The organism is Coprococcus sp. AF16-22, from assembly GCF_003461545.1.
GTDB lineage: Bacteria > Bacillota > Clostridia > Lachnospirales > Lachnospiraceae > Coprococcus > Coprococcus aceti.
In genome coordinates this window covers 19,247-33,594 of sequence record NZ_QTXH01000001.1, presented here as the reverse complement: position 1 = coordinate 33,594, position 14,348 = coordinate 19,247, and the positions used below count along the sequence as shown (strand labels likewise).

Sequence of the window (14,348 nt, the reverse complement as noted above, 5' to 3'; positions counted from 1 at the left end):
TGTTATCTCCGTATATATCATTAAAAAATAAGACGTTATCAACACTGCACATTTAAAGGCTTATAAGGGCGCAAATGTATGTCAGCGTTGTAACGTCTCATTTCGGCAATAATGACTATGCACTCTCGCCGTTATCTGTATTTGCCTTTTTCTTCCTTACCTTTTTCTTAGGAAGGTCTGTATCCTCTGATGGATCTCTGTAAGTCAGTACAGGTTCTTCATCGCCTGTTATGACACCCTTGGTAATAACACACTTCTCTATAGTTGGATCTGAAGGGATCTCGTACATAAGATTAAGTGTAGCATTCTCCATGATAGCTCGAAGTCCTCTAGCTCCGGTCTTACGCTCCATAGCTTCCTTTGCTATCTCTCTGAGTGCATCATCCTCTATCTCAAGCTGAACTCCATCAAGCTCAAAAAGCTTCTTATACTGCTTGCATATTGCACTCTTTGGCTCTGTCAGTATTCTCACAAGTGCATCCTCATCCAGAAGATCCAGAGTCACTGCAACAGGAACTCTTCCCACAAATTCAGGGATAAGTCCATACTTTACAAAGTCATGTGGCATAACCTGCTTGAGGAGCTGTCCAACGTCCTGCTCTGACTGCTCTATAACCTCTGCATTAAAGCCAATTGATTTCTGGCCAACTCTGTTCTCTATGATCTTCTCCAGTCCCTCGAACGCACCACCACATATGAATAATATGTTGGTCGTATCAATCTGGATAAGCTCCTGATGCGGATGCTTTCTTCCACCCTGAGGTGGAACTGAAGCCACAGTGCCCTCTATTATCTTTAACAAAGCCTGCTGAACGCCCTCACCCGACACGTCTCTGGTTATGGATACGTTCTCGCTCTTCTTTGTGATCTTGTCTATCTCATCAATATAGATTATTCCATGCTCAGCTCTCTCTATGTCATAATCAGCGGCCTGTATAAGCTTCAGGAGAATGTTCTCAACATCCTCTCCTACATATCCAGCCTCTGTGAGAGTTGTAGCATCTGCTATTGCAAAAGGAACGTTTAACAATTTTGCAAGGGTCTGGGCAAGATATGTCTTACCTGATCCCGTTGGGCCAACCATGAGGATATTACTCTTCTGTAATTCAACCTCAAAATCCTTCTGCGCAAGTATTCTCTTATAATGGTTGTACACGGCAACCGCCAGTACCTTTTTTGCCTCTTCCTGACCTATTACATACTCATCAAGAAATTCTTTTATTTCCTTTGGCTTTAACAGATTGATATCACCATCTGAATCAAGTCCTGCGTCAACCAGTTCTTCTTCTATTATCTCTGAGCATATCTCTACGCATTCATCACATATGTAAGCCCCAGGTCCGGCTATGAGTTTTCTAACCTGATCCTGTGTCTTATTACAGAAAGAACATCTGAGCTGTTTTCTCTCGTCACTACGATCTGCCATTACAATACCTCGATTATTCACTATTTATAATTGTCTGGAGCCAGTCTTTTCCAGAATCTGCGAATACACCGCCGGTTCTGCAGGCTGGCTCCAACCAACTGATACATCTTCTACATATCAGATATCTCTATCTGTATTATCTGTTTGTTATAACGCTGTCGATAAGGCCGTATGCACAAGCCTCCTCAGCAGTCATCCAGTTATCACGATCTGTATCTGCCGCGATAACATCAAGTGGTTTTCCTGTATTCTCACTCAGCATTTTGTTGAGTTTCTCTTTTGTCTTTAATATATGTCTGGCTGCGATCTCTATCTCTGTTGCCTGCCCCTGAGTTCCACCAAGTGGCTGATGTATCATGATCTCCGAGTTTGGAAGCGCATATCTCTTGCCCTTTGTTCCTCCTGCAAGAAGGAATGCTCCCATGCTCGCTGCCATTCCACAGCATATTGTTGAAACATCACACTTGATATATCTCATTGTGTCATATATTCCCATTCCGGCTGTAACTGATCCACCCGGGCTGTTGATATATAACGAGATATCCTTTGAAGGATCCTCTGACTCAAGGAATAACAACTGTGCTATAACAAGGCTTGCAGTTGCATCATTTACCTCATCTCCAAGAAAGATGATTCTGTCTTTCAGCAATCTAGAATAAATATCGTATGTTCGCTCTCCGCGGCTAGTCTGTTCTACAACGTATGGTACCAATGCCATGTTATCTACCTCCAATACATATCAAGCCAATCTGTCTGTTAAAATATTAAACTTCCTTTGACTCATCTACAAGAAGCTTTGCAGCCTTCTTAACTGCTACATCCTTCTTGATGCTGTCCTTCTCTGCGTCGCCCATGAATCCCTTGATATCCTCAAGCTTCATCTGGTACTGAGCTGCCATCTTTGAAAGCTCCTCGTCAACTTCCTCGTCAGTAGCCTCAATGTTCTCAGCCTTTACTACAGCCTCAAGAACTGCTCTCTGCTGGATTCTCTTGAGTGCGTCCGGCTTGATTCTCTCCATGAGAGACTCCTCTGTAACGTTTACGATCTGCATATACTGCTCAAGGCTGATTCCCTGATACTGAAGTGTCTGAGCGAACTCATCCTTCATTCTCTTCTGCATATCCTCAACCTGTGCATCTGCAATATCCATAGTTGCGTTCTCGATAACCTTGTCAAGAACCTTTGCTTCCTTCTCGTTTGCAGCGTCTCTGTTCTTCTTTGCAAGTATCTTCTGCTTTACCTCTTCCTTGTACTGGTCAAGTGTATCGCATCCGCCTACCTCGCTTGCGAACTCATCATTGAGCTCTGGAAGCTGTGACTCTGTGATAGAGTTGATCTTGCACTTGAATACTGCCGGCTTTCCTGCAAGCTCCTCAGCCTGGTAATCCTCTGGGAATGTTACGTTAACCTCAACATCCTCTCCGATGTTCTTACCAACAAGCTGATCCTCAAATGTATCGATGAATGAATGTGAGCCAAGAACGAGCTTGTAGTTCTCACCCTTTCCACCATCAAATGGAACACCATCAACAAATCCCTCGAAGTCAAGAGTAACCTCATCGTCAAGCTGTGCTGCTCTTCCCTCTACGAGTACCTTTCTTGCGTTCTGAAGCTGCTCCTTCTTGATGTCCTCAAGAACCTCGTCATCTGTTACTTCAACGTCGATCTTCTCAACTTCGATTCCCTTGTAATCGCCAAGTTTAACCTCAGGCTTTACAGCAACCTCTGCTGTGAATACGAAATCCTTGCCCTTGCCCATCTCTATTACGTCAATAACTGGCTGTGATGCGATTTCAAGCTCTGAAGCTACAGCCTCTTTTGGATAATACTCGTTGATCATTGCATTTGCAGCATCCTCATAGAATACTTCCGGGCCATACATCTTCTCGATGAATGCCATTGGCACCTTGCCCTTACGGAAGCCTGGAACATTGAATCTGTTCTTTGTCTTGTTGTAAGCTGCTGTCATTGCCTTGTCAAAATCTGCTGCAGGTACTGTGATTGTAAGCTTTGCCATGCTGTGCTCAAGCTTTTCTACTGTGAAACTCATCTTTTTATTTCCTCCTTGAAATGTGCAAATGGTGCCTTAAGCCCTACAATTAAGGCACTCAGATAGCATCCATTTATCTTTTTCTTGTTTATATGTGTGGACAAAGTCCACATCAATCATCGATTATATCATAATGTGCAAATGATTGTCCAGTCCATTATACTATTATTATAATAGAAAGTTTTCACGACACAAAAGACCTGATGTATGGATCATACACCAGGTCTTCTTTTTGTTCGTAGATCTAACGGAGATTATAAGCCAGGCTTATCTTCCTGACATCTGCTCTTCCTGTCTCTTGATCATCTGACGAACCATCTCGCCACCGATTGAACCTGACTGAGCTGATGTTAAATCTCCATTGTAGCCATCCTTAAGATCAACACCGATCTCCTTGGCTACCTCCATCTTGAACTTGTTCATAGCACTCTTTGCCTCTGGAACACTTGTCTTGTTAGAGTTTGAACTTGCCATAACCCTGTACCTCCATATTGAAATAATTATTTAAGACTTTCGTCTTGTTAGTATTATTAACAATATGGCTTATGTTATAATGGCAATTTCTGTTATGTGCCATGAACTTTTTATCTGAAAATCACTTTTCTCTTAATACTTCATTGGCTCCTCTTCGCCATTCATGACTCTGAGTGCGCCCTGAGCAAGTGCAAGGAGCTCATCCTCTCCTGCATATACTGTAAATGGAGCAATAAATCCTGCTCTCTTCTCAAGCTCTTCGCATGTGTGCTTTGAATATGCGATTCCACCTGTGAGGATGATCTGATCAACCTTTCCTCTGAGAACTGTTGCCATACCACCTATATCCTTGGCAACCTGCTGATAGAATGCATCCTGAACAAGCTTTGCATGCTCATCGCCCTCATTGACAAGCTTCTCAAGATCTCTTGCATCGTTGCTTCCGATGTAAGCGTTGAAGCCGCCCTTTCCAACGAGCTTCTTCATAACCTCAGCCTGTGTATACTCGCCTGAGAAGCACATCTTTACAAGTGCTCCTGAAGGAACGCCACCTGCTCTCTCTGGTGAGAATGCACCGTCACCGTCAAGTGCGTTGTATACATCTACTACCTTACCGTGATCATGGGCACCAACTGATACACCGCCACCCATATGTACTACGATGAGGTTCAGGTCTGTGTACTTCTTGCCAACTTCCTTTGCATATCTCTTGGCTACTGCCTTCTGGTTGAGTGCATGGAACACACTTATTCTTGGAAGCTCAGGTACTCCTGAAAGTCTTGATGATGGCATAAGCTCATCAACAACGACTGGATCTACGATGTATGAAGGAACTCCGAGCTCATCACCGATCTCTCTTGCGAGGATACCGCCAAGGTTTGATGCATGCTGGCCCTGCTTACCGATCTTAAGATCCTCAAGAAGGTCATCGCTTACTGCGTATGTGCCGCCTGGGATTGGCTTGAGCATTCCGCCACGTCCTACACATACATCAAGTGTCTTGATGTCAAAGTTCTTCTCAGCAAGGACATCAAGAATAACCTTCTTTCTGAAGTCCTTCTGATCTACTATCATATTGAAGCCTGCAAGCTCCTCTGTTGTATGTCTGAGTGTCTCCTCAAACAGAAGTGTCTCGTCCTCGAACACACCGATCTTTGTCGATGTTGAACCTGGGTTTATTATAAGAATCTTATATGACATTTTTTAAACCTCCAAATGTTTTTTATGTATGGCTTATTTGTTTGCCTTAAGTGACTCTGCAACAACTGCTGCAAGTGCTATTGAGTTGAGCTTAACCTCAAATGTATCTGATCTTGATGTAAGGATTACAGGAGCATCTGTACCTGTTATGATACATCCGTTCTTACACTTTGTTGTATGAACAAGTGTCTTGTATACAAGGTTACCTGCATGTATGTCTGGGAACAGAAGGATATCGGCATCTCCAACGATCTTTCTGTCTGTAGCTCCCTTATGGATAGCTGCCTCTGGCTCGATCGCAAGATCCATTGAAAGAGGTCCGTCAACGATACAGCCTGTGATCTCACCGTTCTCGTTCATCTTTGTGAGCTCAGCAGCCTCTACTGTTACAGGCATCTTAGGATTTACAACCTCTACTGCTGCAAGTGGAGCAACCTTTGGACAAGGTATTCCGCACGCATGAGCAACCTCTACAGAGTTCTCTATGATCGACTTCTTCTCCTCAAGTGAAGGATAAGTCATGAACGCAACATCTGTAAGGTACAGGAGTCTGTCAATACCAGGGATCTCAAATACACATACATGTGAAAGTGGCTTACCATTTCTGAGACCAACCTCTTTGTTGAGGACACTCTTCAGGAAATCCTTTGTTGAGAGAAGTCCCTTCATATACATGTCAGCCTTATGATCATGAACAAGTTTCACTGCCTTAAGTGAAGCCTCTATATCATCTGGCTCATTTACGATCTCATAACCTGTAAGATCCATACCGATCTGATCTGCGACCTCTCTGATCTTTGCCTCGTCACCCACAAGTATAGCATCTGCGATTCCCTTCTCCTTTGCTGCCTTTACAGCCTCAAGAATAGGCGCATCCTGTGCTACTGCAACTGAAACTGTCTTTCTGCTGCACTGTGAAACCTTTGCCAATAAATCATCAAAACTTTTACTCATCTTTCGCACCTCACGTGATATTTATTATTTATACAAGTCCATTTTGTATGTTATCACTTATAAATCTAAAGGTCAACCACATTGTCCCATGTTATTATTACTGTCATTTTGATTCTCCGGTAAATTTTTTCCTGTAAAATACGATTCCCGCAACCGAAACTACGGCAAAGCACATAAGCAGTATGACCTTCGAAACAGGATCCCGATCTCCGGTGTCCGGCGTGTCGGGTGATGGATGTTCTTTTATTTTCTGATTTGTTATGATCACCGGATCATCCATGGTATATTCATTTTTTGATGTGTCTATTTGAATTTTTTTGTCTGTTTTTTCGTAACCCTCCGGGGCAGCTAACTCCTCTATGCTATACGTGCCTCTGGCAAGTCCGTAAAATACAGCCTGTCCATTTTCTTCCGATTCAGCTTTTGCGATCAGAGCACCCTGGTCATCATATATGCCAAACACAGCCCCGGCAAGCGGACTGCCATCCTCCTGATCCGTCTTGAGTATATGCACCATGCCATAGTGATTTTTGACATTTATCACCGGTGGCTCATCTGCACTCTCCGGCACGCTCACCGGTATGGAATTCACCCCCGGGTCAGCAATATAACCCTTGGGAGTTCTGGTCTCCTTTATATAATACTCTCCCGGCTCGAGTCCGGTGAATTCTACACTGCCGGCTTTGTCAGTCTTTTTTGTCATGAGCTTTTCATGATCAGATGCCCTGTACAATGTGAACTCCGCATCCGCAAGAGGTGTCTCCAGAATATCATCCGTCTTGTGGACACTTATGCTCCCTCTGATCTTCTCTTTTTCTTTTGTATAAACTGTCTGTGAAGCAAGGTTCACATCCTCATGTGAAGCTACGACCTCTCCCTCATAATCCTCATCCGTAAGCACCTCATAGCAGACAAGAGCCGAACCACTTATGCTGTCAGCCGAAAACCTGAAATTCACATCCACAGTCATCTCCTCTGCATCTGCGGTAAAACATTTCTCTGACGTTGATCCATCTGCCCCAAGCGGTCTGCCCGACTCCTGTGAGACAACGCTTCCGCTCAGTTTGTATCTGTGCCCGATATCCAGCCCTTTCATACTCACCGTGTCCGTGATATCTGCAGTTTCCGCATCCGGATCAATGAACTTCGATCCGTCTTCACTGTTCTTCGCCACAGATTCTATCTCCGGCATCCTCTCATCAACTATGTCCCCAAGATCAAACACGCACTCATCTGAATCTATTTTGAATTTTATCGGAGCAATGCTCTTATACTTTCCCTTATTTGCATCACAACGAAGCTCTGTCAATGTGTACTCTCCGTACGGCAGTGACCCTTTGGTCTTGTCCGGCTTTCCATCCCCAAACCAGATATCATCCGCAGAACTGGAGTATTCGCCATTGGCATCAGTTGTTATCTCCGCAGACTGGGTGCCATCGGAGTTCTCGACGAGGAATCTCACATTTGCGATCGCTGTCCCATCCTCGGCATCCACTTTTTTGAATTTGAAGTCACCTCTTACGACATGGTTCCCGACCACAAGCTCGTAGCCATTTACCAGACGAACAGTGTCGCCATCCTGTTCTATTCTGTCCAGATATATTCCATCTGAACTATCCTTTATAATATTGCCATCCTTTGCGCTTTTAAATATTGAATTCACAAGCGTGTACCCTTCTGGGGCTTTTGTCTCCTGAACCGTGATTGTTCCCGTCTGCAAAACCACATCCTCAAGGCCGCACTTACCGCTGTCATCCGTCTTAAGCGTCCAGCTCTGATCCGGCTTCTCTGGAAGCTCGTCCACGGAATTATAAAAATTCCTGTAATAATTGACTGTAAACTCAGCCCCTGACAAGACAGCATCTCCCTGAGATTTATCTCCCGTCTCCGCATCCTGTTTGTATATGCTCAGATCAATCTTGCCTGAGATCACCTTGTCCCAAGTCTCCCAGCTTATTTCAAGCTCCGTGGATGTACTGACCTCCTTGCCATCCACGGACAGAAATTCTCCTTCTTCGTTTATAACGAGCTGTGCCACAGCACTGTTTCTCTCATAGTTGTACGGAGCCCTTTCCTCATATATCCTGTATGTTCCGAACGGCATATCTGTGATCTCATAGGTTCCAAGTCCGCCATATTCTGACATCACAACTATACCATGTCCATTCTCATCAGTCTCTATCTGAGCCACCAGAGTGCGCAGACTCTGTGTGCCGTTTTTCACTTCCATCTCAATATTGTACAGAGCTTCTCCCACACCGGCGCCGGAATCTCTGTCGGTCTTGTGCAGACTGAACTTTCCAAGAACAGGCTTCTCTCCCGTCCATTCAATATCCATAGAAATACTGCTTGAAGCTACCGTTCCAAATAACAACTGCTGGTCATCATCTACCTGAGTGGAATCTACAGTATACACTGTAACTCCGGGGATCCCTTTACCAGACTTTACTGTGCCCGTTCCCTTATGAGCCTTCTCAGCACTGAAAAAGAATCTGTCGCCTCCCATTATAGTTACCTTACCTGTCTTGTGGATGGTGAACTCCTTTTCTCCGCTTTTCCTGATATGGAGCCATGTATCCGCCGGTACCGAGATCCTCACTCCATTCTCAGCATCTGCCTTACACCTCATTATCCTGGTTCTTCTTCTCTTCTCACCAGTCTTCTTGTCCACATAACCGGTATAATCCTTAAGACTTACATAATTACCGTAATTCTCTTTGCTTCCATCATCTATTATCTCTATATCTGCCTGATCTCCCTGAAGGACGATCTCATCTCGCTTTGTCTCCGATATGTATTTATAGAATTCGTCTATAACGTCAAAATACTGTCCATGTCTTATATAATTCAAAGTCAGTGTCATGATGAGCTGTCTGTGATCTGCGGACACCCCCTTAAAACCAGACCACGCATATTCACTTCCCGGTCCATACAGAAACGCTTTCTGAAGCAGTCTGTCATTTGTCACGGAAAATGCCACCTTGTCCGTGCTCTTAACTTCATTTTTCTTATGATCGCCGCAGTATGCCCTGTACTCTACACCGTCCTTATGCACCGTGTAATGCCTCGTGTATGGCATCCCATTGTAAAACACCACATCGCCGCTTAGGATGCAGTCCACATCTTCATAACTTATCTCATATCCGGCCATAGCCGCAATTCCATCCGTTGAGGTGGCCATAACATCAGTATGCCTGCTTTTCTCCCCGGCATACAGTTCGTCAGCACTTGACCTTGTACTGAACCTATGATAAAAAACCACACCGGCCACACATACGGCCAGAAGAACAGCCAGCAGAATCTTATATACATACAATCTTTTCATAATCTCTTCCTTTCTGTTTGAGTTTCAGCCCATTCATAACCGTATCCGGTAAGAGCCGTCTTCATGAATCTGTTTAGCTGTTTTATGTGCACAAAAAAAGCTTACGTGCATTAAAAAGCACGCAAGCTTCATTGTCAATAGAATGGCAAACATTCCTCAACAAAGCGAATTTCCACTGAAAATCACCCGTTTTTTACATGGTCTGTATATTTTGATCCCATTTGTAAATTGGAATTTAACCCTCTGGATAATTAAGTCTGCTGTCATCTATATCATACAGAACCTGTGACAGGAATTTCTCTGCAAGATAGTTCGCCATACCGAGATTCATATCCAGGTAATTGCCGCACTCTCTTGGATTTGCTCCAGGGATCGGATCGTGATAATGTCTTATGAATTCGAACATTGATATCATAAGCTCCACTATATCCTTCGACTCATAATCACCTGCGAGTATGAGATAAAATCCCGTCCTGCAGCCCATAGGTCCAAAGTATATGACCCTGTCCTTATACTCTTCATTATTTCTCAAGAATGTCGCACCGAGATGCTCTATAGTATGAACCTCCGCAGTGTTCATAACCGGCTCATAATTCGGCTTTGTCATCCTTATGTCAAATGTTGTGAGGATCTGATCCCCAGCCTTATCCTTTCTCGACACATAAATGCCCGGATTCAGGAGAAGATGATTTATCTGAAAACTTGCTATCTTATCCATGTCTACTTCACCTCATATCTCTTTATTATCTCTGTCATCATGTTTACACTGTTCTCTATAGCCTTTGCCGCAAATGTAGGATAATCCATCTCTGCACTGTCATCAGCCTTGTCCGATATGGCCCGGACAACAAGGTACGGAACCTTATTCAGCACTGCAACATGTCCTATGGCCGCGCCCTCCATCTCTGCACATCTTCCACCAAATGTCTCCACAAGCCATTTCTTCTTGTCCTTGCTCCAGATAAACTGATCGCCGCTCACCACTCTTCCAGTGAACACCTTGACTCCTATATTTGCTGCATCCACTGAGTCCTGTGCTATCTTAAGCAGCTCATCGCTGGTCTTGAACACGCTCAGCTCTGTATCAGGGATCACACCCGGCTCATATCCAAGGGCGGATACATCCATATCGTGCTCCACGGTATCCGTAGCCAGAACGATGTCTCCTATATCTATGTCAGCATCCAGTGATCCGGCTATTCCGGTGTTGATGATAGCTGACACTCCATACATGTCGATCAGCGACTGGGTACACATGGCCGCATTGACCTTGCCGACACCGCACTTTACGACCACGACATCCGTTTCTTCTATCTGTCCTTTGTAGAAGCTCATGCCACACTTGTCTGTGACCTGGAGCCCATCTATCATCTCTTTCAGTCTTGCGACTTCCTCGTCCATCGCACCTATGATTCCAAGCATTTCTTATACCTCCATTATCCATTGCTACCTGTCAACTATACTACAACATTCGGAATATGTATATCCTCTTCATAAAAGGAACCTGTCTCCTAAAGCTCCTGAACAGCACCCGAAGTTCTCCCATACGCTGTACATATTCGTCCCCGGACACCTCGCCGCCATAGCTTATGCCTTCCATATATGCCGCAAGATCCTCAGTCTCCGCCGGATCTGCGCCCTTACAGAAATATTCAAGCTGCTGCCTGTGATTTCCCGCCTTCGAAAAATCATCCGACGCAAGTCTTGCATAATCACACATATACCTATAGTAAGCTATCACATTTCCAGTCTTATCTCTCCTGTGATAACCCACAAAACGAACTATCTTCCTGACTGCTATACGCCCCACAAACAAGAGCACTGCAAATGCTATACATCCCGCCAGAACATATATTATCCACACGGCATTTCCAAGTGAAAATGCTGTGCCGGTCGTATCTGTTCCGGTATCTCCGCTGTCATCACCTACTAGCCATCTTCCAAATCTGGACCAGAAATCATCCTGGGTCTCATCCTCATCTTCACTCGACGGAGGTGTCAGCTCCACGACCTGCCATCTGCCACGTATGAACGCCTCTATCCACGCATGAGCTCCGCCATCGTCCACATCCACCTGAACAACAGCCGTTCTTCCAAGCTCTGATGAGCCTGAATAATAATCATCGTAACTGAACTGTTCTTCATCGAGCATTGTTCCGCCAAGGATCTCGGTGTAATCCACGGCATACCCCTCCACATATCTTGTGGGTATCCCCATGTATCTCAGGATCAGCGCCCCCGCAGTGGCATAATTGGCACACAGGCCCTTCTTCGTAGTATCAAGGAAATAATTGACATAATCCTCATCCCTCGGCGTGGCTCCCGGATGCAGTGTGTACGGATAATTCTCCAGGAAGTATATATACACCTTCTGCAGCACATTATCCACACTGTCTTTTTCCGTGATTCCTGCGCTCTCACAGAATCTTCGTATTGAATCCATATTCTCCTCTGGAATCTCAAGATACTTGTCATCCACCGACGACATAACCGGCTCAGCCAGAGCGGATGGACTGTACTCCACACTGTACAATGAATCGCCCTCTTTGTAAGTATTCATGGCTTCTATATCAGTGTAGTAAGGGTAATATTTTAGATCTCCGGCGCCATCTATGATCTGTATATCCATTCGTCCTCTGGCATGTCCTTCAGAATTGACCGGTGACGGATAGTCGCCATCCTTATCTCTGTCCCAATGATCCCATCTATACTCATCACCAACGAACGCTTTCAGATAGATCCTGTTTGTGCTATATGGTGCAAATGTGATTACCAGATCCGTCTGTCCATCAAGTGTGACATCCGACACGCCTCCAAGCTTTCCATTTGCCAGTCCTCCGGTATTCGCCGAATTCCTTAGGGATTCAAATCCATACATGATGAGGTTTCCAAGCGGGCCTTCGATCTTGTTCTTCGCCGAGCTATCACGATACCTGTACAGATAAGTCTGCTGCGGCTTGACAAGGATAACCGCACTTCCCACCAATATACATACAGCCGCCACACCGGCCGCAAGCTGCAGAGACGCCCTGTCACTATGCCTGTAACTGAATCTTCGCTTCTTCTCATCATATTCAAACGTACTGTCCTTGTCAGTTATACGGAAGTGACCATTTCCCTTAAGGCAGATAACTCCCAAAAGTCCTGTGGATACCATGAACATGTAAATAACATCCGGCTCAAGCCTGAAAAACAATGGTAATATAAACACAGGAAGTGAAAACCACACTGCCCAGAACACACTCATATTCGTGTTAAGGAAAATGTTGAGGATTATTATCTCTACACAGCCTATAGCGATGGCTGCCACAGGAACAGTGAGCGTCCTGTTGGACAAAGTCTCGGAGAATACCTTAACCTCCTGGGCTCCATAATAATCAGTCACATGATCCAGAAACTCATTTACGATAGCATAAAATCCACTGTTTATATAACGTCTGAGGAGCATGATGAACAGGACAAAAGCGACAAGAAATATGATATATCCAACATCTCTCACCCACACCTTGCCTGATTTGAACAGACCACAGAAGTACATGGCCAGCAGCGCATACGCCAGAAATATAACGGGAACACCATACGCCATATCTATACACGACAAAAAGCCGCACATTGAACCGCCTATGATAAATATCTCCAGCAGGCATTTTGCAGCAATACCTCTGCTGTCCGATTTTCTTCTGCGCAGCTTTCTTTTTCTGTAATCCGCGCCTTCTCTGCCTCCATCTGTGATCTCCGGATCGTTGAGCAGCCTTACACCTTCACAGAATTCTACCGTTTTCCTGTCTTCAGTTTTCTTTTTTCTACCAAAGATTCTACCCAATTATGTATCCTTTCACACGATCTCCATATGTAAACACTACATTGCCATCCGCTCTCATATCGCCGGAAACAACTATGATCCTTCTGTCAGAATCCAGATTCTTCTCAAGCATCGATAACCCATAGCCAAAATCTGCATACGCCTGCTCATAAAAGATCTTCTCCATCCATTCAGCGAGATCATCCCTGCTGTCTATCGAAGTACTGACTATATCGCCCTGCGCGCCGCTCCAGTAATAGAATGTAAACGGCAGTTGTTCATCCAACAGACTTACAGCCATGCCGTAGGCGGATTTCAGTACATCATTCAATATATGTGTCTCATCATCGGCAAGCTCTACCAATATCATGAGCTGGCTTGACGACATGCTCTCTCTGTCCTTTACCATCAGCACGTCTTTTTTTGCTGACAGCTTCCAATGTATATTCTGAAGCTTATCCCCCGGCTGGTATTCTCTCACATCCACAACCTCGGAGAAATCATGACCTTTTTTCCGGCTCTCCTCAGCCTCGTTCATCCCCTGTGAAACCGCGGTCATATCCGCCTCCACATCAACCTTTCCGGAAGGGAAAACCTTGTACTCTTTTACCGAGTTGCATTTGCTCTTTATCCTCACAAATCCAAGCCAGTCAGTAACGCATATTCTGTCCGCTTTCACCTCCAGTGCACCTACATACGACTGGGCTATCTGGTAGTCCACCACATTCGCACTGCGCGAATATGCAGGTATGCACAGCGTATGCCTGCCATTTGTATGGAAAAGATCATTCTCCATGCTTATCTCTATCTCTGTGTTCATATTCGGAATAATGCTGCTGTTGTCGAGCACAACCGATACGAGAAATGGCGAGTCCACCGTAAGGTTCTGCTCCCCGCCGCCAAACTTTACAGTCAAATGCCTTGAAAGCACAAAGGCGCATACTATTGACACGACCGGCAGAACTATCATCAGTATCATAACTATGAAATTAAAATATGAATGCACAAAAAGAAGGATCAACAGATTTATAACAAACACGAGAATGTATTTGAATACATGCCATGCGTACTTCATCCGCTGATCCTCCTTTACTTATATCTCTTATGTTCTCCGTT

The 14,348-nt window shown here is 44.7% G+C and carries 11 protein-coding genes; all 11 read right to left on the bottom strand.

Translation table 11 applies throughout. The annotated features are described in order from the left end of the window. Window positions 1-115 precede the first annotated feature (115 nt). Window positions 116-1,426: an ATP-dependent Clp protease ATP-binding subunit ClpX gene (clpX, locus tag DWW60_RS00145; RefSeq protein WP_022216030.1), complete on the bottom strand. Its 1,311-nt coding sequence runs from the start codon at window positions 1,424-1,426 to the stop codon at window positions 116-118. A 136-nt stretch (window positions 1,427-1,562) separates the two neighbouring features. Then, entirely contained in the window at window positions 1,563-2,144 is a 582-nt protein-coding gene (gene clpP, locus DWW60_RS00140; protein ID WP_015534163.1) for an ATP-dependent Clp endopeptidase proteolytic subunit ClpP, read from the bottom strand. Between the two features lie 46 nt (window positions 2,145-2,190). Continuing rightward, on the bottom strand, window positions 2,191-3,477 hold the full coding sequence (gene tig, locus DWW60_RS00135; RefSeq protein WP_117874155.1) for a trigger factor: 1,287 nt from the start codon (window positions 3,475-3,477) through the stop codon (window positions 2,191-2,193). Between the two features lie 267 nt (window positions 3,478-3,744). Next, window positions 3,745-3,951 carry an alpha/beta-type small acid-soluble spore protein gene (locus DWW60_RS00130; protein ID WP_015534165.1) on the bottom strand — a complete coding sequence of 69 codons (207 nt, stop codon included), beginning with the start codon at window positions 3,949-3,951 and terminating at the stop codon, window positions 3,745-3,747. A 132-nt stretch (window positions 3,952-4,083) separates the two neighbouring features. Continuing rightward, window positions 4,084-5,151, bottom strand: coding sequence for a butyrate kinase (gene buk / locus DWW60_RS00125; RefSeq protein ID WP_015534166.1), 1,068 nt, complete (start codon window positions 5,149-5,151; stop codon window positions 4,084-4,086). A gap of 33 nt (window positions 5,152-5,184) precedes the next feature. Further along, window positions 5,185-6,105, bottom strand: a complete 921-nt coding sequence (gene ptb, locus DWW60_RS00120; RefSeq protein WP_022216032.1) for a phosphate butyryltransferase — start codon at window positions 6,103-6,105, stop codon at window positions 5,185-5,187. A 103-nt stretch (window positions 6,106-6,208) separates the two neighbouring features. Next, complete coding sequence (locus tag DWW60_RS00115) at window positions 6,209-9,430, bottom strand: SpaA isopeptide-forming pilin-related protein (protein ID WP_117874154.1); 3,222 nt, start codon at window positions 9,428-9,430, stop codon at window positions 6,209-6,211. A gap of 235 nt (window positions 9,431-9,665) precedes the next feature. After that, window positions 9,666-10,148, bottom strand: a complete 483-nt coding sequence (locus tag DWW60_RS00110) for an S-ribosylhomocysteine lyase (protein WP_015534167.1) — start codon at window positions 10,146-10,148, stop codon at window positions 9,666-9,668. Window positions 10,149-10,150: 2 nt separating this feature from the next. Further along, the gene (locus DWW60_RS00105; protein ID WP_117874153.1) at window positions 10,151-10,852 is read right to left on the bottom strand and encodes a 5'-methylthioadenosine/adenosylhomocysteine nucleosidase; all 702 of its coding nucleotides are present in this window, start codon (window positions 10,850-10,852) and stop codon (window positions 10,151-10,153) included. A 40-nt stretch (window positions 10,853-10,892) separates the two neighbouring features. Further along, window positions 10,893-13,253: a transglutaminase-like domain-containing protein gene (locus DWW60_RS00100; protein WP_117874152.1), complete on the bottom strand. Its 2,361-nt coding sequence runs from the start codon at window positions 13,251-13,253 to the stop codon at window positions 10,893-10,895. Next, window positions 13,246-14,307, bottom strand: coding sequence for a DUF58 domain-containing protein (locus tag DWW60_RS00095; RefSeq protein ID WP_117874151.1), 1,062 nt, complete (start codon window positions 14,305-14,307; stop codon window positions 13,246-13,248). Before DWW60_RS00095 ends, DWW60_RS00100 begins: the two co-directional genes overlap by 8 nt. Window positions 14,308-14,348 lie beyond the last annotated feature (41 nt).